16 protein-coding genes are annotated in these 17878 nt (G+C 69.6%); 4 read left to right on the top strand and 12 right to left on the bottom strand.

Translation table 11 applies throughout. From position 1 onward, the window contains the following. Nucleotides 1-15: 15 nt before the first annotated feature. The 6 genes from O7632_RS12375 to O7632_RS12350 form a co-directional block, all read right to left on the bottom strand. Entirely contained in the window at nt 16-1134 is a 1119-nt protein-coding gene (locus O7632_RS12375; protein WP_278114161.1) for a sugar phosphate isomerase/epimerase, read from the bottom strand. A gap of 414 nt (nt 1135-1548) precedes the next feature. Then, the gene (locus O7632_RS12370) at nt 1549-2358 is read right to left on the bottom strand and encodes an ABC transporter permease (protein WP_278114159.1); all 810 of its coding nucleotides are present in this window, start codon (nt 2356-2358) and stop codon (nt 1549-1551) included. Nucleotides 2359-2379: 21 nt separating this feature from the next. Beyond that, on the bottom strand, nt 2380-3129 hold the full coding sequence (locus O7632_RS12365; protein WP_278120000.1) for an ABC transporter permease: 750 nt from the start codon (nt 3127-3129) through the stop codon (nt 2380-2382). A 341-nt stretch (nt 3130-3470) separates the two neighbouring features. After that, nucleotides 3471-3812 carry a nitroreductase family protein gene (locus tag O7632_RS12360; RefSeq protein WP_278114158.1) on the bottom strand — a complete coding sequence of 114 codons (342 nt, stop codon included), beginning with the start codon at nt 3810-3812 and terminating at the stop codon, nt 3471-3473. A 41-nt stretch (nt 3813-3853) separates the two neighbouring features. Then, entirely contained in the window at nt 3854-4459 is a 606-nt protein-coding gene (locus O7632_RS12355; RefSeq protein WP_278114156.1) for a GNAT family N-acetyltransferase, read from the bottom strand. Between the two features lie 12 nt (nt 4460-4471). Next, nucleotides 4472-5410 carry an ABC transporter ATP-binding protein gene (locus tag O7632_RS12350; RefSeq protein WP_278114155.1) on the bottom strand — a complete coding sequence of 313 codons (939 nt, stop codon included), beginning with the start codon at nt 5408-5410 and terminating at the stop codon, nt 4472-4474. Nucleotides 5411-5705: 295 nt separating this feature from the next. On the opposite strand from O7632_RS12350, the gene O7632_RS12345 reads away from it, so the two are divergent. After that, nucleotides 5706-6896 carry an ROK family transcriptional regulator gene (locus O7632_RS12345; RefSeq protein WP_278114154.1) on the top strand — a complete coding sequence of 397 codons (1191 nt, stop codon included), beginning with the start codon at nt 5706-5708 and terminating at the stop codon, nt 6894-6896. Nucleotides 6897-6947: 51 nt separating this feature from the next. Here the strand turns inward: O7632_RS12345 and O7632_RS12340 are convergent, their stop codons facing one another. Both O7632_RS12340 and dnaG read right to left on the bottom strand, forming a co-directional pair. After that, nucleotides 6948-7535 (bottom strand): hypothetical protein, encoded by a 588-nt coding sequence (locus O7632_RS12340; RefSeq protein ID WP_278114152.1) that lies wholly within the window; start codon nt 7533-7535, stop codon nt 6948-6950. Between the two features lie 2 nt (nt 7536-7537). Further along, nucleotides 7538-9415 carry a DNA primase gene (gene dnaG / locus O7632_RS12335; RefSeq protein WP_278114151.1) on the bottom strand — a complete coding sequence of 626 codons (1878 nt, stop codon included), beginning with the start codon at nt 9413-9415 and terminating at the stop codon, nt 7538-7540. A gap of 386 nt (nt 9416-9801) precedes the next feature. Between dnaG and O7632_RS12330 the strand changes: the two genes are divergently transcribed. Beyond that, nucleotides 9802-10098, top strand: a complete 297-nt coding sequence (locus tag O7632_RS12330) for a hypothetical protein (RefSeq protein WP_278114149.1) — start codon at nt 9802-9804, stop codon at nt 10096-10098. A gap of 55 nt (nt 10099-10153) precedes the next feature. On the opposite strand, the gene O7632_RS12325 is transcribed toward O7632_RS12330, so the two are convergent. After that, a complete protein-coding gene (locus O7632_RS12325; RefSeq protein ID WP_278114147.1) occupies nt 10154-11473 on the bottom strand; it encodes a deoxyguanosinetriphosphate triphosphohydrolase in 1320 nt (439 codons plus the stop codon). Between the two features lie 237 nt (nt 11474-11710). On the opposite strand from O7632_RS12325, the gene O7632_RS12320 reads away from it, so the two are divergent. After that, nucleotides 11711-12223, top strand: a complete 513-nt coding sequence (locus tag O7632_RS12320; RefSeq protein WP_278114146.1) for a hypothetical protein — start codon at nt 11711-11713, stop codon at nt 12221-12223. A 100-nt stretch (nt 12224-12323) separates the two neighbouring features. Here the strand turns inward: O7632_RS12320 and O7632_RS12315 are convergent, their stop codons facing one another. After that, nucleotides 12324-12683, bottom strand: a complete 360-nt coding sequence (locus O7632_RS12315) for a VOC family protein (RefSeq protein WP_278114145.1) — start codon at nt 12681-12683, stop codon at nt 12324-12326. A 482-nt stretch (nt 12684-13165) separates the two neighbouring features. On the opposite strand from O7632_RS12315, the gene O7632_RS12310 reads away from it, so the two are divergent. Further along, on the top strand, nt 13166-13657 hold the full coding sequence (locus tag O7632_RS12310; RefSeq protein WP_278114143.1) for a roadblock/LC7 domain-containing protein: 492 nt from the start codon (nt 13166-13168) through the stop codon (nt 13655-13657). Between the two features lie 74 nt (nt 13658-13731). Here O7632_RS12310 and ppdK read toward each other — a convergent pair whose 3' ends face one another. Together ppdK and dusB are read right to left on the bottom strand one after the other, a co-directional pair. After that, nucleotides 13732-16467, bottom strand: a complete 2736-nt coding sequence (gene ppdK / locus O7632_RS12305) for a pyruvate, phosphate dikinase (RefSeq protein WP_278114141.1) — start codon at nt 16465-16467, stop codon at nt 13732-13734. Nucleotides 16468-16683: 216 nt separating this feature from the next. Continuing rightward, nucleotides 16684-17859, bottom strand: a complete 1176-nt coding sequence (gene dusB / locus O7632_RS12300) for a tRNA dihydrouridine synthase DusB (protein ID WP_278114139.1) — start codon at nt 17857-17859, stop codon at nt 16684-16686. Between the last annotated feature and the right edge of the window lie 19 nt (nt 17860-17878).

Below are 17878 nucleotides of genomic sequence, written 5' to 3'. Positions count from 1 at the left end.
GCCGGCGACGGCGAATCACTCCGCTGTCTGGCTGTAGACGGTCAGCTCGGCCATGTGCTGGTAGCTGCGCTCGGCGAACGCCAGCGACTGGCCGGGGTTGGCCGCGCCACCGGGAGCGGTGTCCTGCTCCCAGTTGGCGTGGTGGAAGTCGTAGTGCCCGATGGTCTGGAAGAACTGCTGGAAGTTGATGTCACCGTCACCCAGCGGAGTCATCTCGTAGCCGTTGGACAGGTCCACGTTCTTGTTGCCGTCCTTGGCGTGGAACAGCGGGAAGCGACGCGTCCGGCGGGCGACGGTCAGCAGCGGGTCGAAGACCCGGGTGCGCTGCTGACCGGCCGAGTTGGTGAAGGTGTGGTGCTTGTGCCGGGCGACGTAGCCCCAGTAGATGTCCATCTCGAAGTAGACGTACTGGGCGTCGGTCTTCGCCATGAAGTACTCGAGCTTGCGGGTACCCGAGGAACGGGTCGGCCGTCCCTGCTCGTCCAACGGCCCGGCGTCGAGCAGGAAGTTGTACGCGGAGTCGTGGTTGTGCGTGTACAGCCGCATCTTGCGTTCCTTGGCCTGCCGGCCGAGCTCGTTCCACAGGTCGGCGGCCGCGTCCCAGTCCGCCTGGTACGGGCTGTTGGTCGGGTCGCTTCCGGTGCCGATGTTCTTCATGCCGAGCTCTTCGGCGATGTCCAGCTGCTGCTGGAACGTGTCCGCCCGGATCGACACGTGGCAGCCGTTGGCGACCAGCCCGTTGTCGTCCAGGATCTTGCGGATCTCGGTCGGCGTGATCTGCCGGCCGAGGATCGAGGTGTGCTGGTTGTAGCCGGCGAACTCGATCTCCTTGTAGCCCATCTCGGCGAGGCGGGCCAGAACCCGCTCGAAGCCGTACGGCACGCCACTGTCGTCCGGGGCGGCGCCGATCCGGTCCCGCACCGCGTACAGGATGATGCCCCGGTTCTGCTCGGGGATCAGCGGGTCGACGGACCATCCGCCGGCGGCCCGCGCCGGACGGTTGGTCTGCAGGACCGGCAGGCCGGCAGCGCCGAGTACGGCGGCCGCACCTGCCGAGGCCGCCAGGATCTTGCGGCGCGTGAGCGCGGGGTTGGGCGGAGTGAGCTGACCGTTACGGCGTAGCACCTCGTCCATTCTTGTCCACCTTTCTAGGACGGCTCGTGAGCCGTCGGATGACGAGTGAGGAGGGGATCGGGGTGTACGGAGCCGCACGCCGCCGAAACGCGTGACTCCGGGGCGGGTTGGGTTGGGGTTGTGGTGGTGGTCGGCCCCGCTGACGCGGGGCCGACCACCACCACGGCTGCTCCCGCCACGCCCCTGGCGGTGCAGCCTGGGCCCACGTGGACCCGTGATCGCGACCCGGCGTTTACGGCGCTGTGTCGCTGGTGTTACGTCTGGGGCAGACAGTAACCCCGGAGACCTGGGGAAAGAAAGACCCTGAAGAACCAAACTTTCTGGTGAACCGCCGATGGCTTTGTCCTCCACCGGGCAGAAGTATGGCGGGGGTTGTCCAGATTGATCGATGATGGTCGCAGCGCCTCGACCAGATCACGCGCAGAGCAGCCTACCGACCCGGCGGCCGGCGATCACCAGGCCGAGCGCGGCGACCCCGAGCAGATAACAGACATCGAACACCTGGATCCAGCCAACCGTGTCGACGGCGATCGCCCGGATCAGGTCGACCGCGCGGTACAACGGCGTCACCTCGACCAGCCACCGCAGCACCGAGGGATAGTCCCGCGGCGGCACGAACGTGCCGGAGAACAGGAAGACGGCGAACTGTGCCGAGCCCATCAGGTCGAAGTCCTGCCAGCTGCGCATGTAGGTGGACAGCGCCATGCCGAGCCCGCCGAACGCGAAACCGGTCAGCACGGCAGCCGGAAACGCCAGCAGGGCCCGGGGGACGGTGGTCAGTCCCATGGCAACCATGACCACCAGGAAGGCCGCCGAGTAGACACTCCCCCGGGCCATCGCCCACCCGAGTTCGCCGAAGGCCAGCTCGGTCGGCCGGACCGGCGTCGCCAGGATCCCGTCGTAGAGCTTGACGAACTTCATCTTGGCGAAGAAGTTGAACGTGGTCTCCGACAGCGCCCCGGTCATCGCCGAGGCAGCGAGCATGGCCGGCGCGACGAACGCCGCGTACGCCACCGACGTGCCGCTGGGCAGGGCGATGTCGCCGATGAGCCGTCCCACGCCGACTCCGATCGAGAACAGGTAGAGCACCGGCTCGACCACCCCGGAGATCAGCACCACCCAGTACGCCGATTTGAGAGCCGCCGCGTTGCGCTCCACCACCGACGCGGCCCGATCCACAGACGCGCCCAGTCCGAGCATCCGGGGCAGGACGAGGGTCACCATCACGTTCTCCTCACGGGCCGGCTAGTGAACGAGACGGCTACGGAACCGGGAGACTGCCAGCAGCCACCCCCCGACCACCCACAGCCCCAGGTAGACCAGGTGTCCGGGCACCGACCAGGCAGGGGCGAGGCCCAACGCCGCCGCCCGGCACAGATCCACCCCGTGCCACAGCGGCGACAGGTACGCCAGCGGCCGTACTACCGGCGGCAACGACTCGACCGGGAAGAACACCCCGGCGAACAGCGTCATCGGAATGACCGCGAACCGGAACACGATGACCATGTAACTGTCGCTGCGGATGGTGGCGGCGAAGGCGGCCACCGGCAGCGCGACGGACGCGGCCAGCAGCAAGGCCACCGGCAGGGTGAGCATCGCCCGGCCGGAACGCAGCGCCCCGAAGGCCGCCGCGACCACGACGAAGGCGACGGCGCTGGCCAGCACCCGCACCAGCACGAACGCCAGCAGCCCACCGACGATGTCGATGATCCGTAACGGTGCGGCGATCTGCGAGTAGTAGGTCCGCTGCCAGCTGAAGCCGCCCAGCACCGGCCAGGACGATTCACCGATCGCCACCTGCATCGCGGTGGACGCGATCAGACCGGGAACGATCCAGTCGAGGTAGGGCACGCCGCCGATCCCGCCGTCGACGTAGGCGCCGACACCGACACCGAAGCTGAGCACGGTCAGCAGCGGCAGCAGGAACGACGAGAAGACGCTCGCCCGCCAGGTCCTCCGGTAACCGGTCAGGTAGTACTCGAACACACCCAGTATCGGCCCTACCCCGCGTGGCCCCCCTGCGCTCGGCGGATCCGACTGCGGAGTGCCCGCGCCAGGTCGATCGGCACTGGTCAGCGACATCCGTGGCCTTTCCCTCGTGCCGATCTCGTCCCTCGTGCCGATCTCGTCCCGATCTCCGGTCGGGTGCGGCGACACATTCCTACCGCCCGAGTACGACAAGACCGGGTACGCCGCGCTCGCCAGCACGATACGACGTGACGTTGCGACGTTCACCTCGATTACGGGACGGCCGGCCGACCCGTCCGACGACGGCCGACCGACGACCGTCGCGGGCTCGCTCGGCCCGGACGCGGGGCGGCTCCGGGGGTACGGCCTCAGTCGTCGGTGACCAGGACCTCGGCGAGTGGCCGGCGGGGGGCGGCCGCCGGCGGGCCGCATCCCACCCGGATGATCATCTGCGCCTCGACACCACGTTCCGGGTTCGCGAGCATCCGCCGGATGGCGGGGATCTCCAACGGCTGGCTGATCGGGGTGGTCGCGAGGTGGTGCACGGTGGCCAGCAGCAGCACCCGCTGCAACGCCTGACCGGCGGCAACCCAATGCCGCTCGGTGCCGCCACGAGTGGTGAGCACCAGAATCGTCGGAAACGGCTCGAACCGTTCGGTCGACCGTACACGTCGCGGCGTGGCCAGGCCGACGTCACGCAACGGCTTCATGCCCGTACGGGCGGACCATCGGCGACGGCCGACCGGCGGAGTCAGCGGACCCGGACCGACCAGTCGGCCCGACGCAGTTCGTACTCGACCTCGCCGTGCTCGACACCCTCGATCGGATCGTCCCAGAGCAGGTGGAAGACCCGGACGAGACGCAGACCGACAGCCTCCATGACCCGGCGCGAGGCGACGTTGACCGCCATCGTCTCGGCGAAGACCCGGTCGACGGTGGGATGGGAGAAGGCCAACCGGATCAGTTCCCGGGCACCTTCGGACGCGTAGCCGTACCCCCAGAACACCCGGCGGAGTCGGTAGCCGAGCTCGACGTCGGTGATCTGGCCGCCACGCGCGACCGGGCCAGCAGGGTCGGTGCCCGCGTCCGGGCCATCGGCGACGGCCGGCTTGAGCGCGAACCAGCCGACGAAGGTGCCACTGGACCGCTCGATCGCCGCCCACTTGCCGAAGCCAGGAAACCGCAGGTAGTCGCGCAGAATCGCGGGCAGCACGTCCCGGCGGATCCGCTCCTGCGGGGTCGGACGGCCCCCGGTGAGGTAACGCATCACCTCGGGATCGCTGTCCAATTCGACGAGCAAGGACAGGTCGTCGGCGGTGAATCGGCGCAGGAGCAGCCGGTTGGTCTGTGCGATCATGCCCGGACCAGTCTAGTCGACGAGCGTCCGGCCGGTCAGCCGCAGAAAGACGTCCTCCAGACCGCTACGCCTGATCAAGGCGCTGGCCGGTGCCAGCGCCCGGCTGTGTACCTCGTTCAACGCGGCGTCGCCGTCGCCGGTGTACAGCAGGATCCGGTCGGGCAGCACCTCGATCCGGTCGGCGACGCCAGCGAGCTTGCCGGCGAACCCGCTCTGGTCGTCGGCGGGAAAGCGCAGCTCGACGACTTCCCGGGTGGAGTAGCGGCTGATCAGGTCCCGAGGTGAACCCTCCGCCACGATCCGACCGCCGTCCATCACGACCAGGCGGTCGCACAGCTGCTCGGCCTCGTCCATGTAGTGCGTCGTCAGCACCAGAGTGACGCCGCGCTGCTTGAGCCGGAACAGCCGTTCCCACACCAGGTGGCGAGCCTGCGGGTCGAGACCGGTGGTGGGTTCGTCGAGCAGCACGATGTCCGGCTCGTTGACCAGGGCACGGGCGATCGTGAGTCGGCGCTTCATCCCGCCGGACAGCGGCTCCACCTTGCTGTTGGCCCGCTCCCGCAGCTGGACGAAGTCGAGCAGGTCATCGGCGCGTCGCCGGGCGACCGCTCGCGGGATCCGGAAGTAGCGGGCATAGGTGGTCAAGTTTTCCCGAACCGTCAACTCCTGGTCTAGATTGTCCTGTTGCGGGCACACGCCGAGCCGTGCCCGGATCGCCGGACCGTCGCGGCCCGGATCCAGTCCGAGGATGCGCAGGGTCCCTTCCGACGGCGGGGAGACGCAGCCCACCATCCGCATGGTGGAACTCTTCCCCGCGCCGTTCGGGCCGAGAAATCCGAACGCCTCACCCTGGGCGACGTCGACGTCGATGCCATCGACCGCGGTGAAGCTACCGAAGCGCTTGATCAACCCGCGGGCGTGAATCAGTGGTGGCCGGCTTCGTTCAGTCACTCGGCGACGCTACCGCGCGACCCCGACATCGGCGCACTCGTTTTGCGTCGTGGGGCCGGCCAGCGGGCGCGCGGAATCACCAGCCAGCTTTTGTCGGATCGAGGACAAAGTACGGGAAATGCACCTTGAAGTTGGCGCTTCAATGCACTAAGTTTGCGATCCTGACGGCGACCCCCGCGCGTCAGCGTGTAGAGCCGATGCCCCACACGGTTCCGTCCCCGTCGGTTCGCCTCGCCCGCGTGTCCGCCGGCCGTCCACGCCGGATGTGTCCCGCGCCGGCTCCCAGGTAAAGGACATGACAGACGTGCTAGGAGTGTGGCCGGAGAACCCGCATCAGGCACAGATCCTGCGCCTGCTTCGCGACGGGTCCCGGTCGCGCGCCGAACTGGGCGACGCGGTCGGTCTGTCCCGCTCCAAGGTGGCCACCGAACTCGACCGACTACTCGGCCGAGGGCTGGTCGAGACCGCCGGGTCGGCGGCGTCCCGAGGCGGCCGACCGTCGGCCATCATCCGGATCGCGGCCGCCACCCGGTTCCTCAGCATCGACATCGGCGTCAACACCCTGGAGGTCGCGATCACCGACGGCGAGCTCGCGGTGGTCGACCGGATCACCGAGACCACCGAGCTCCGGCAAGGGCCGACCGCTGTGATCACCCAGGCCCTCGAGCTGGTGACCAAGTTGAGCGCGGAATCCGGCACCACGCGGTTCACCGGCGCCGGCATCGGCGTTCCCGGCCCGGTCAGCTTCCACGAGGGCGTCCCGGTCTCACCGCCGTTCATGCCAGGCTGGCACCGCTTCCCGGTGCGGGAGGTGTTCAGCACCGAGCTCGGCTGCCCGGTCCTGGTCGACAACGACGTCAACATCATGGCCCTCGGCGAGAAACACGCCGGGATAGCGAAAGCCTTCGACGACTTCCTGTTCGTCAAGATCGGCGTCGGCATCGGCGCCGGGATCGTGGTGGGCGGCGATGTCTACCGTGGCGCGAACGGTTGCGCCGGCGACATCGGCCACACGGCGGTCGACGAGTTCGGTCCGCAGTGCCTCTGCGGCAACGTCGGCTGTCTGGAGGCCTACTTCGGCGGGGCCGCGCTGACCCGCGACGCGATAGCCGCCGCCCGCGCGGGCCGTTCCGACCAGCTCGCCGAGCAGCTCGCCCGCGCCGGTACGCTGACCGCGCTCGACGTCACAGCGGCCGCGGCGGCCGGTGACCACACCGCGATCGGTCTGGTCCGTGACGGTGGCCGCCGGGTAGGCCAGGTACTCGCCCGGCTGGTGAGCTTTTTCAACCCCGGCATGGTCGTCATCGGTGGCGGGTTGGCCGGCATCGGGCACGCTCTGCTCGCCGAGATCCGCGCGGTGGTCTACCGCAGCTCGCTCCCGCTGGCCACCGGCGACATGCCGATCGTCCTGTCCGAACTGGGCGACCAGGCCGGCCTGATCGGGGCCACCCGAATGGTCAGCGACCACGTCTTCACCACCGGCTGAGCCCGTACCGAACACAGCCGGCCGGACATCCGGCGGCGACCGCAACCTCAATCATTGTTCCTGACCCACCGAAGCCCGTGCGGTGGCCACCAACGCGTCGGTGAGCGCCCGCGATTCGGGCGATTCGAGATCGGCGTCGGGATCGTAGCGGACGGTCCAGCGCACGCCGTCGATTCCGGGGACCCGGCGGCCGACCACCCGTACCCCGCCGAAATCGCCGCCATGATGCACGCTGTAACCGACCGACCCGGTCACCCGGGCCCGGATCTGGTGCGGGACCTCGGCCGGATCGGGCAGGACGAGCGTGTACGGTGACCCGTCCGCGACGACGGTGTACCCGTCGCGCTCCTCGGTCACCTCGGCCGGGACGATCGTCAAATCGGCCCCCGACCAGACTGCCTTGTGTACCTCGTGCCAGCCCAGCCGGGACGGGTGGCCGGGCAGCCACAAGCCGCGATTGGTCACCACCAGTACGGCGTCGTCGTCGCCCGCCGGGCCGGCATCCGCCGTGGCTGACGAGTCGGCGGTCGGCTCGCCAGCCGCGGCAGCCCGACTCCAGGCCAGCACCCGTTCGTCGCGGTCCAGCGGCGGCCGCTTCGCGGCCGGTAGTCGCGGCGCGCGTCGCAGCAACCCCCACATCGTCACAGTCCTCCCACCGCTTGTTCGCGCAGCGCCCGCGCGTGCTGTTCCAGCGAGAAGAGTTCCCCGGCGAGCGTCAGGTACTCGTCCTTGTTCGCCACCGGGTTGATCCGCTGTACCTTCGACTTCAGGTCCCGGATCCGGGCGGTGACCGCTCCCCATTGCAGGCGGGCCAGCGTGACCGAGACGTAGTGCGGGTCCGCCTCACGATCGAGCCGCAGTGGTTCGACGGCGAGCTCGGCCACCAGGGCGTTGGCGGCCACGTCGGCACAGCCGTCGCGGACCTGTTCGATCCAGACCGCCCCGCCGACGGCGGTGGCGACTCCGCCGGCCCGGGTGATGGCGTCACGCACCACCGCGTGTAGCGGATGTTGGTAGACCTCCGGCCCGAGCGTGTCGAACATCGGCCCGGCCAGGACCGGCACCTGCAGACCGAGTTTCAGCGCTTCGCGTTCCACCAGCGTCTGTGGATCGTCGGGTTCGGGGCGGCGCGGCGTCGGTGGTCGATCCGCCGACTCGGGCCGGCCGCCGGTCGTCGACCTGGTCGGGGCGGCGGCAGCGGCCAGTACGGCGCGTTGGACCGGTTCGATCTCCATGCCGAGGTCGCCGGCGAGTTTGCGGACGTACTCCGGTTTTTTCTCCCGGTCCTTGAGCTTGGCCACCAGCGGCGCCGCCCGGCGCATCGCTTCCACCCGGCCGTCGACGGTGTCCAGGTCGAACCGGTTGATGACCTGGCGCAACGCGAAGTCGACAAGCGGCTCGCGGCGGGCAACCAGGTCGCGTACGGCCAGATCGCCCTTTGCCAGCCGCAGATCGCACGGGTCCATGTTGTCCGGGCTGACGGCGATGAAGGTCCGGCCGACGAACCGCTGGTCCTCTTCGAACGCGCGCAGTGCCGCCTTCTGCCCGGCTGCGTCACCGTCGAAGGTGAAGATGATCTCGCCCGCGACGGCGTCGGTGTCCATCAGCAGCCGGCGCAACACTCCGATGTGGTCGGCGCCGAAGGCCGTGCCGCAGGTCGCCACGGCGGTCGGCACACCCGCCAGATGACATGCCATGACGTCGGTGTAACCCTCGACGATCACCGCCCGGCCCTGCCGGGCGATCTCCCGTTTGGCCTGGTCGATCCCGTACAGCACGTGGGATTTCTTGTAGATCGGGGTTTCCGGGGTGTTGAGGTATTTCGGGCCGTCGTCGTCGTCGAACAGCTTACGGGCACCGAATCCGATCACGTCGCCGCTGAGCTCGCGGATCGGCCAGAGCAGGCGCCGGCGGAACCGGTCGATCAGCGACCCGGACCGCGCCTGTCGGGCCAGGCCCGCGCTGACCAGTTCCTGCGCGGTGTAGCCGCGCTGGCGCAGATGGCGGGTGAGTTCGTCCCAGGCGTCCGGGGCGAACCCGCATCCGTACCGCTGGGCCGATTCCCGGTCGAAGCCGCGACGGGCCAGGAACTCCCGGGCCGCACGGGCGCCGGGGCTGGTCAACTGGTCGGCGTAGAACTCCATGGCGGCGGCGTGCGCGGCGACCAGTCGCTGCCGCTGTCCGGTCTGCTGACGCACCGGTGCCGGACCGGCCTCGATGTAGCGCAGTTGGATGCCGGCCCGGCCGGCGAGCCGTTCCACCGACTCGACGAAGGTGAGGTGCTCCGCCTCCATCAGGAAGGTGATCGCGTCACCGCCCTTGCCACAACCATGACAGAAATAGACATTACGGCCTGGCGCCACCGTGAACGACGGGGTCTTTTCGTCGTGGAACGGGCAGAGCCCCTTGAGGTTTCCGCCGCCGGCCGACTTGAGCGTGACGCTTTCCGAGATGATGTCGACGATCGACGTCCGCTCGCGTACGAGCGAGATGTCCTCGTCCCGGATCCGACCAGCCATGCCGTGGCGACACCCCCTCTCGCGTACATCCTGCCCTGCCTCGGCGATCATGACGGGCGGGGGTGGCGAAGACCCGCTCCCGGGCTCGTCGCGACCACCACCGGGACGCGTTGTGACGGCCGCGAGGACGCGCCGTGACCGCCGTCGAGGAGGCGCGGCGGCGCCAGCGAGGCCCCAGACCGGCGACGACCAGGGCGGCGGCTGTCAATACGCACTTTCCACGCCTCGCCGCAGAACAGACCTTGTCCTTCCCTGTAACCACAGCAATACTGTCTGTGTCGCACCTAGTGAACCGTTCGCTGGCTTGTTTCTCTTTCTTCACGAATCACTGTGTCTTGTCTACATTGCCGGTCATTCAGCTCGACGTTCGAAGGAGGAGGCACCCCATGCCCCAGCTGCTGCCCGAGACCAGCGCCACCGATCACCTGGACGTGATCGCGCTCGACGGTGCTCCCCGCCTGTGCGCGCTCTACCGCACGCACGACGCCGAGTTCGCCACCGAGGAGGATCTGCCGGACATCGCCGGCTGGGTCCTCGCCTGGCCGGACGGGTCAGCCCTCACTCTGCTCACCGAGGGCGAGCAGCCACGCATCATCTCCGGGTCGCTGTCCAACGTCGAAAGCTGGTGGTCCGCCCTACTCGCCGCCGACCTGGTGGCGGTGCAGCAGCCGACCAGCGGCTGAGCGGTGAGGCGCTACCCTCCGGACGCGACCGCGATCCCCGCGGCGTCGGACCCGGTCAGCGCAAGGTCGGGTACGCCCGACGCGGTGACGCGGTGAGGCGGCGATGCCAGGACACCGCCGCCGGGTCGGTCAACGACGCCACCTGATCGATGATCACCCGGGCGCGGGCGCTGTCGTCCGGTGCCGCCGACCACAAGGGCGCGAAGACCGCGTCGAGCCCCGCTGGCGCGCGTACCGTCAACGCAGCGACCAGTTCGGCGAGAACCTCCCGTTGCCGCAGGTAGCCGGCGGCCGCTCCGGGCCGGCGCATGACGTAGCGCAGCGCCAGCCCTTTCAGCAGCGCACACCTGGCGCGGACCACCCGAGGCACCACCAGGTCGGCGGCGTACCGGCGGACCGGCGTACCGGCCGAACACTCCCGGGTCGCGGCCACCGCCGCGGCGACGAACGCGCCGGTCAACCGACTGGTGGTGCCCTTCAACGCGGCCTGCGCCGGGTGGCTGCCGTCGTAGCGGGCGAGCGGACGCAGGGCCGGATGGGCCAGCAGTTCCGCCAACGTGGCGGCCAGCTCGTCGGCCGACTCCGTGGAGTAGACCTCGGCCACGTCGGCGGCGAGGGCGGCCTGCTCGTCGGCGTCGGCGCCAAGCCGGCTCAGATCGATGAAGCCGCCGTGGATGCCGTCTTCGAGATCGTGCACCGAATAGGCGACATCGTCCGCCCAGTCCATGACCTGCGCTTCCAGGCAGCGCCGCTCATCGCCGGGTGCGCCCTGCCGCAGCCAGGTGAAGACCGGTAGGTCGTCGGCGTACACCCCGAACTTGCGCTGCCCCGGCCGACGCCGCCAGGGATACTTGCAGACCGCGTCGAGCGAGGCCCGGGTCAGGTTGAGCCCGGCCGACGAGCCGTCCGGACCGAGCACCTTGGCCTCCAGCCGGGTGAGCACCCGCAGCGTCTGCGCGTTGCCCTCGAATCCGCCGTGGTCGACCATCAGCTCGTCGAGTGCCTGCTCGCCGTTGTGCCCGAACGGCGGGTGTCCCAGGTCGTGCGCGAGCCCGGCGACGTCCACCACGTCCGGGTCGCAACCGAGCCGGGCACCCATCTCCCGGGCGATCTGCGCCACCTCCAGGGAGTGGGTGAGTCGGGTCCGTGGCACCAGGTCGGCGCCATCGTCGGCGGCGATGTCGGCGGTGTGCACCTGGGTCTTGGCGGCCAGCCGGCGAAATCCGGCGGAGTGCAGCACCCGCGCCCGGTCCCGCTCGTACGGGCTTCGACCGTGACCGGTGTCCTTGGACGGCTCGGGCACCCAGCGTCGGGTGTCGGCGTCCGGATCGACATCGGCGGCAGCAGGCGTCGACCGACCGGTGGTCGAGTTCACCCTGGAGAGCCTATCCCGACCCGGTCCGCCGGTCCGCCGGCCGGCCGCGCCACCCGACGAGCACGCCACCCGACGAGCACACCATCCAACGAGCACGCCACCCGACGAGTCGCCACCACCGGCGGGACCGGAACGAGCATCGACCCCACGCCCGAATGTTTCGGTGAGATTACCGGTTTGTGTCGCAATCCTGACCGGAGCCCTTCGGCCGTCATCCGTACGGCACACAATCAGGAGGTGACCCAGGGGTGGACTCGTACCAGCCGGCTCGTCGGCGTCGCCGAGATAGCCGAGCCGATGCGCTACGCCGTCGAGGAGCACTGCGCCGGCCAACTCATGGGCGAGTTGGCCGGCGCCAGTGCCTGCTGCCTGACCCGGTCGTCCGGACCGGTCCCCTGGGCCGACGGGGCGATCGCCGCCAGACACGACCGGGTCGACATCCTCTTCGCACGGCATCTGGTCATCGCCGGAGACGGCTGGCCCGGCGGCTACGCCCGCTCCGCGCGACTGGCCGACCTCACCCTCGCCCCGGCGGAACACACCGGCGATCACGGCGACGACATCGGAGTTCTCGTCACCGCGCGCTGGAGCGCGCACCGACTGGCCGAATCCTGCTGGCTGGGCTTCGGCGCCGAGGCCGAGGCTCGCGCCTTCGTATCGCTGCTCCGCTCAGCCGTACGGCGCCTGACCCAGGCGACCGCGGACCCGCCTGGCCACGCTTCGGCCCTGCGGCCGAACTGCCCGGCCTGACCGATACCCGGCGTACGCCATCACCCGATACCCGGCGTACGCCATCCGCACCACCACCACCGGCGGCGGGCCACGCCGACCGACCCCGACCGTGGCCGACTCAGCCGACCAACCCCGTCCCGCTCAGCACGCAGAACTCGTTGCCCTCCGGGTCGGCCAGCACCATCCAGGAAGCCTCACCTTGGTCGATGTCGACCCGCCGGGCACCCATGTCGACCAGCCGCTCGACTTCCGCCATCTGATCGACCGGACGCAGGTCGACGTGCAGCCGGTTCTTGAGTTGCTTGGTCTCCGGTACGGACACGAAGATCAGCCCGGGAAGCTCGTCGGGAGACCGCCGAATCTCCACCTCGTCGGTGACTTCGTGCACGATCTGATAATCGAGCACCTCCGCCCACCAACGGGCGAGTCGCGCCGGATCGTGGGCGTCCACCACCAGGTTCTCCCACCGACTGGCCACCGGGGCCACCTCCCTGCTCCTTGCGAAACACGAGCTCAGACCTACCGTACGGGGCACGGCGGCCGACCTCGGGGTGACAGTCCAAACACGTCAAGCAACGGTGAGCACGATTCGCAATAGCCGATCAGCTATCAGTTGCTGTCCGATTGCCGATGGTTACGGGCCTGCGCAGACAAATCGCATCGGGTAGCGTGCCAGGAGCACTACGTCACTGTCAGCCTCGACCGAAACGAATGGACCGCTCTGCATGTCGAGCATCGACAGGTCGAGACCACAAGCGTTTCGCCGGCCCGACAGTGACGATCCGCGCCTCGCCGCCGCGCCCCGCCGCCGCGACGCACGCATCGACGTCGAGCCATGGCCAGACATCCGGTCGCCCACACCCCACCCGATCGCATCCCGAGCCGCCACCGGGCGGCACCCGATCGTTCGGGACCACATCGCGGCCGGCCGCCCGGACGATCGAGTGAAGGAGACCGCCGGTGGACACTGACACCGCCATCATCGCCGAACTACACGGCCTGCGTCGCCGAATGCCCGAGGTGACCGGCTCGGCCCTGGCCGGCGTGGACGGGCTACTGATCACCGCCGACCTGCCCGGGGCCGACGCGGACAGCATCGCCGCGCTGGCCGCGGCGAGCCTCGGGCTGGGCCGCCGGTTCGCGCTCACCGCCGGTCACGGCGAACTTCAGGAGACCGTCATCCAAGGTGTTCGTGGCTACGTGGCCATCTACGCCGCAGGCAGTCACGCACTGCTCACCGTCCTGTCCGGCGCGGAGACCAACCTCGGGCTGCTCCACATGGAGGCCCGACGGGTCGCCCGGCTACTGAGCGACCTGCTCCGGGCCACCCCACCGGCGACGAACGTGCCCAGCTCGCCCCCCGGCTTCCTGGACAACCGGGCACCGCTGGCGGTCCGCACCCCGATGGCCACCCTGCCGTACAACCCGGCGATCCCGCGCCGGCACCTCTGATCAGACCCCGATCCGCGGCCGGCCGCCCCTCCCGCCCCCAGGGGGCGACCGGCCGCTCACCACTCCGGCAGGGATCAGCGGCTGTCCGAACCAGCCGACTCGACCGTCGCGCGACCGGCTTCGAGCCGGGCGATCGGCACTCGGAACGGCGAACACGACACGTAGTCCAGGCCGGACTGGTGGAAGAAGTGCACCGAATCGGGATCACCGCCGTGCTCACCGCACACACCGATCTTGAGATCCGGACGCGCGGCCCGACCTTCTCGCACCGCGATCTGGACCAGCCGGCCGACCCCGTCGCGATCGATTGACTCGAACGGGGAGATGCCGAAGATGCCGAGTTCCAGGTAGCGCCAGAAGAACGCGCCCTCGACGTCGTCACGGGAGAAGCCCCAGCCCATCTGGGTCAGATCGTTGGTGCCGAACGAAAAGAACTGCGCCGCCTCGGCGAGCTGTCCCGCTGTCAGCGCCGCCCGAGGTACCTCGATCATCGTGCCGATCAGGATGTCCACGGGCGCGTCGCCCCGCACGTCGGCGATGATCCGTTCGGCTTCCGCCCGTACCGTCTCGAGCTCTTGGACCGCGCCGACCAGCGGCACCATGATCTCCGGACGCGGCCGCAGCCCGGCGGCGGACAACTGCACGGCGGCCTCGGCGATCGCCCGCACCTGCATGGCGAACAGGCCGGGGATCACCAGGCCCAGCCGGACGCCGCGCAGCCCCAGCATCGGGTTGTGCTCGTGCATCCGGCGTACCGCCGCCAGCAGGGCTTCGTCGCGCCCGGCCTGCTGACCCCGGGCGTGGGCCAGCGCGACGGTGACCGCCAGTTCCTCCAACGACGGCAGGAACTCGTGCAGCGGCGGATCGATCAACCGTACGGTGACCGGCAGCCCGTCCATCTGCCGGAACAGCTCCACGAAGTCGGCCCGTTGCAGCGGCAGCAGGTCGGCCAGCGCGTCCGAGCGTTCGGTCTCGTCGTGGGCCAGGATCAGCCGTTCCACCAGCTCCCGCCGATCGCCGAGGAACATGTGTTCGGTGCGGCACAACCCGATCCCCTCCGCGCCGAAGCGCCGGGCCCGGGCCGCGTCCACCCCGGTGTCGGCGTTGGTCCGCACCGCCAGCCGCCGTCGGGCATCGGCGTGCGACAGGATCCGATGTACGGCGCGCACCAGCGGATCGGACGAGGTCGCGTGATCGACCTCGCCCTCGAAGTACCGCACCACCTCGGACGGACGGACCGGCACCGCGCCGAGGTAGAGATGCCCGGTGGTGCCGTCGATGGAGACGACGTCACCTTCGGACACGGTATGCTCGCCGACGATGAACCGGCCGCCACGCGGGTCGACGTCGAGCGCTTCCGCCCCACACAGACACGTCTTGCCCATCCCCCGGGCCACCACTGCGGCGTGGCTGGTCTTGCCGCCCCGACTGGTCAGGATGCCTCGCGCGGCGATCATGCCGGGCAGGTCGTCCGGGGTGGTCTCCCGGCGGACCAAGATCACTGACTCGCCCTGACCGGCCAGTTCCACCGCCCGCGCCGAGTCGAAGACGACCTGCCCGACGGCGGCTCCGGGTGAGGCACCCACTCCGGTCGCGATCGCCCGCGGCGACCCGGACAGGTCGAACCGGGGGAACATCAGCTGCGCCAACTGGCTGCCGGTGACTCGGTGCAGCGCCTCGTCCAGGTCGATGATGCCCTCGTCGACGAGCTGGCAGGCGATGACGAACGCCGCCGCCGCGGTCCGCTTGCCGACCCGGGTCTGCAGCATCCACAGCCGGCCGCGTTCGATGGTGAACTCGATGTCACACAGGTCCCGGTAGTGGTTCTCCAGCCGGGCCATGATCGCCAACAGTTCGTCGTAGGAGCGCCTGTCGATCCGTTCCAGTCGCTGCAGCGGCAACGTGTTGCGGATCCCGGCCACCACGTCCTCGCCCTGCGCGTTGGCCAGGTAGTCGCCGTAGACGCCTTGAGCGCCGGTGGCCGGGTCACGGGTGAAGGCGACCCCGGTGCCGGAGTCCGGACCCAGGTTGCCGAAGACCATCGCCACCACGTTGACGGCGGTGCCCAGATCAGCCGGGATACGCTCCTGACGCCGGTAGATCATCGCCCGGTCGGCGTTCCAGGAATCGAAGACCGCCCGGATCGCCAGGTCGAGCTGCTCCCGGGGATCCTGCGGGAAGTCCCGACCGGTATGCGCGAAGAAGATCTTCTGGTACGTCCGCACCAGCGCGCGCAGGTCGTCGGCGTCGAGCTCGAGATCGAGGTCGGTCCCTCGGGTCCGCTTGGCCGCCTCCAGTGCCTGCTCGAACTCCTCCCCCGGTACGCCGCAGACCGTCTTGCCGAACATTTGGATCAACCGCCGGTAGGAATCCCAGGCGAACCGGTGGTCGCCGCCGGACCGCGCGGCCAACCCCGGCACCCCGGCGTCGTTGAGGCCGACGTTGAGGACCGTCTCCATCATGCCCGGCATGGAGAACGCGGCGCCGGAGCGGACCGACACCAGCAGCGGGTCGGCCGGATCACCGAGACGTTTGCCCCGGCGCCGCTCCAGGTCGGTCAGCGCGGTCGCGATCTGCCCGGCCAGTCCATCGGGTAGCGCGCCCTCGGCCAGGTAGGCCCGGCACGCCTCGGTCGTGATGGTGAAGCCGGGAGGAACTGGCAGGCCGAGGTTGGTCATCTCGGCCAGGTTCGCTCCCTTGCCACCGAGCAGGTCCCGCAGCTGGCGGTTGCCTTCGGTGAAGTCGTACACGTACTTGGGATGATCTGGTGCGATCCGGTTGGCGGGGTGCGTCAGGTCTGCTGGTGCCATTGTGGCCTCCATGTGCCGTTCCGCGCTGAACGATGGTTCACCAATGGCTATTGGTTCGCGCAGGTTAAGCGACCGGTACGGGATATCGGCAGGGGCTGGTGACCAGTCGCACAAACGCGCGAACACGACACGTTCGAAGTGGTTTCTGGGAACGCTTCCATGCGCAGAAGCGAACATTGATCTGTGCCTTTGGTCACGGTGCCGACGACCGCCGGATCAGCCGCCGGAATCGGACAGTTCCGCCTCGTACGGCACTGAGTCGTCGTCCCGGTCGGCCAACCAGCCGTCCGGCAGAAACACTTTGCCCGGGGCGGTGGTCCGACCTCGTGGCTGGCCGAGAGTGTGCACCGGAAACGGCTGACGCTGATCGAGTTGATCCAGCAGCGCCGCCAACTCGGCCAGGGTGGAGACCATCGCCAGGGACCGACGGAGTTCACCACCGACCGGGAAACCCTTGAGGTACCAGGCGACGTGCTTGCGGAAGTCGGTGCAGCCGTCCCGCTCGGCCGCCGTCCGGTCCACGCGACCGGCCGAAAACCACTCCACCAGCAGCTGCGCGTGCCGGTACATCGTCGCGGCCACCACGTCCAGGGACGGCAGCACCCGCTGTGAGCTGCCGGCGAGGGCCGCTGACAGGTCGGCGAACAACCACGGCCGCCCCAGGCAGCCTCGGCCCACCACCACGCCGTCGACACCGGTGTGCGCGATCATCCGCACCGCGTCGTCGGCCTCCCAGATGTCGCCGTTGCCCAACACCGGCACGGTCAGGGCCTGCTTGAGCCGGCCGATCGCGTCCCAGTCCGCCGTACCCGAGTAGCGCTGCGCCGCGGTCCGACCGTGCAGCGCGACGGCGGCCACCCCGGCTTCCTGGGCGGCGAGCCCCGCCGCCACGTACGTCAGGTGGTCGTCGTCGATGCCCTTGCGCATCTTGACCGTCACCGGCACCCCGGCCGGCGCGGCCGCCCGCACGGCGGCCCGCACGATCCGGCTGAACAGCCGATGCCGCCAGGGCAGCGCCGCCCCACCGCCCTTACGGGTCACCTTGGGTACGGGACAGCCGAAGTTGAGATCGATGTGGTCGGCCAGGTCGTTGTCGACGACGATCCGTACCGCCGCCGCGGTGATCTCCGGATCGACGCCGTAGAGCTGCAGGCTCCGGGGCCGCTCGCCGGCGGCGAAGGTGACCATCCGCAGCGTCTTGGGGTTCCGTTCGACCAGCGCCCGGGTCGTGATCATCTCGCAGACGTACAGCCCGCCACCCTGTTCACGGCAGAGCCGGCGGAAGGCAATGTTGGTGATCCCCGCCATCGGCGCCAGCACCACCGGCGGCCACACCTGGTGCGGACCGAGCGGCAGCGGCCGGAGAGCGGGTACGGCCTGCGTCACGGACACACCCACCAGGATTCCACGG

This window comes from Solwaraspora sp. WMMD406 (assembly GCF_029626025.1).
In the GTDB taxonomy this organism is placed as follows: Bacteria; Actinomycetota; Actinomycetes; order Mycobacteriales; family Micromonosporaceae; genus Micromonospora_E.
The sequence above is the reverse complement of the archived record's forward strand: the minus strand, read 5'-3'. Positions and strand labels throughout refer to the sequence as shown.

What these genes read in the sequence shown, in the direction of transcription:
- O7632_RS12375 (WP_278114161.1), bottom strand. Translation starts at nt 1,134, where the DNA reads ATGGACGAGGTGCTACGCCGTAACGGTCAGCTCACTCCGCCCAACCCC.
- O7632_RS12370 (WP_278114159.1), bottom strand. Translation starts at nt 2,358, where the DNA reads ATGGTGACCCTCGTCCTGCCCCGGATGCTCGGACTGGGCGCGTCTGTG.
- O7632_RS12360 (WP_278114158.1), bottom strand. Translation starts at nt 3,812, where the DNA reads ATGAAGCCGTTGCGTGACGTCGGCCTGGCCACGCCGCGACGTGTACGG.
- O7632_RS12355 (WP_278114156.1), bottom strand. Translation starts at nt 4,459, where the DNA reads ATGATCGCACAGACCAACCGGCTGCTCCTGCGCCGATTCACCGCCGAC.
- O7632_RS12345 (WP_278114154.1), top strand. Translation starts at nt 5,706, where the DNA reads ATGACAGACGTGCTAGGAGTGTGGCCGGAGAACCCGCATCAGGCACAG.
- O7632_RS12340 (WP_278114152.1), bottom strand. Translation starts at nt 7,535, where the DNA reads ATGTGGGGGTTGCTGCGACGCGCGCCGCGACTACCGGCCGCGAAGCGG.
- dnaG (WP_278114151.1), bottom strand. Translation starts at nt 9,415, where the DNA reads ATGGCTGGTCGGATCCGGGACGAGGACATCTCGCTCGTACGCGAGCGG.
- O7632_RS12330 (WP_278114149.1), top strand. Translation starts at nt 9,802, where the DNA reads ATGCCCCAGCTGCTGCCCGAGACCAGCGCCACCGATCACCTGGACGTG.
- ppdK (WP_278114141.1), bottom strand. Translation starts at nt 16,467, where the DNA reads ATGGCACCAGCAGACCTGACGCACCCCGCCAACCGGATCGCACCAGAT.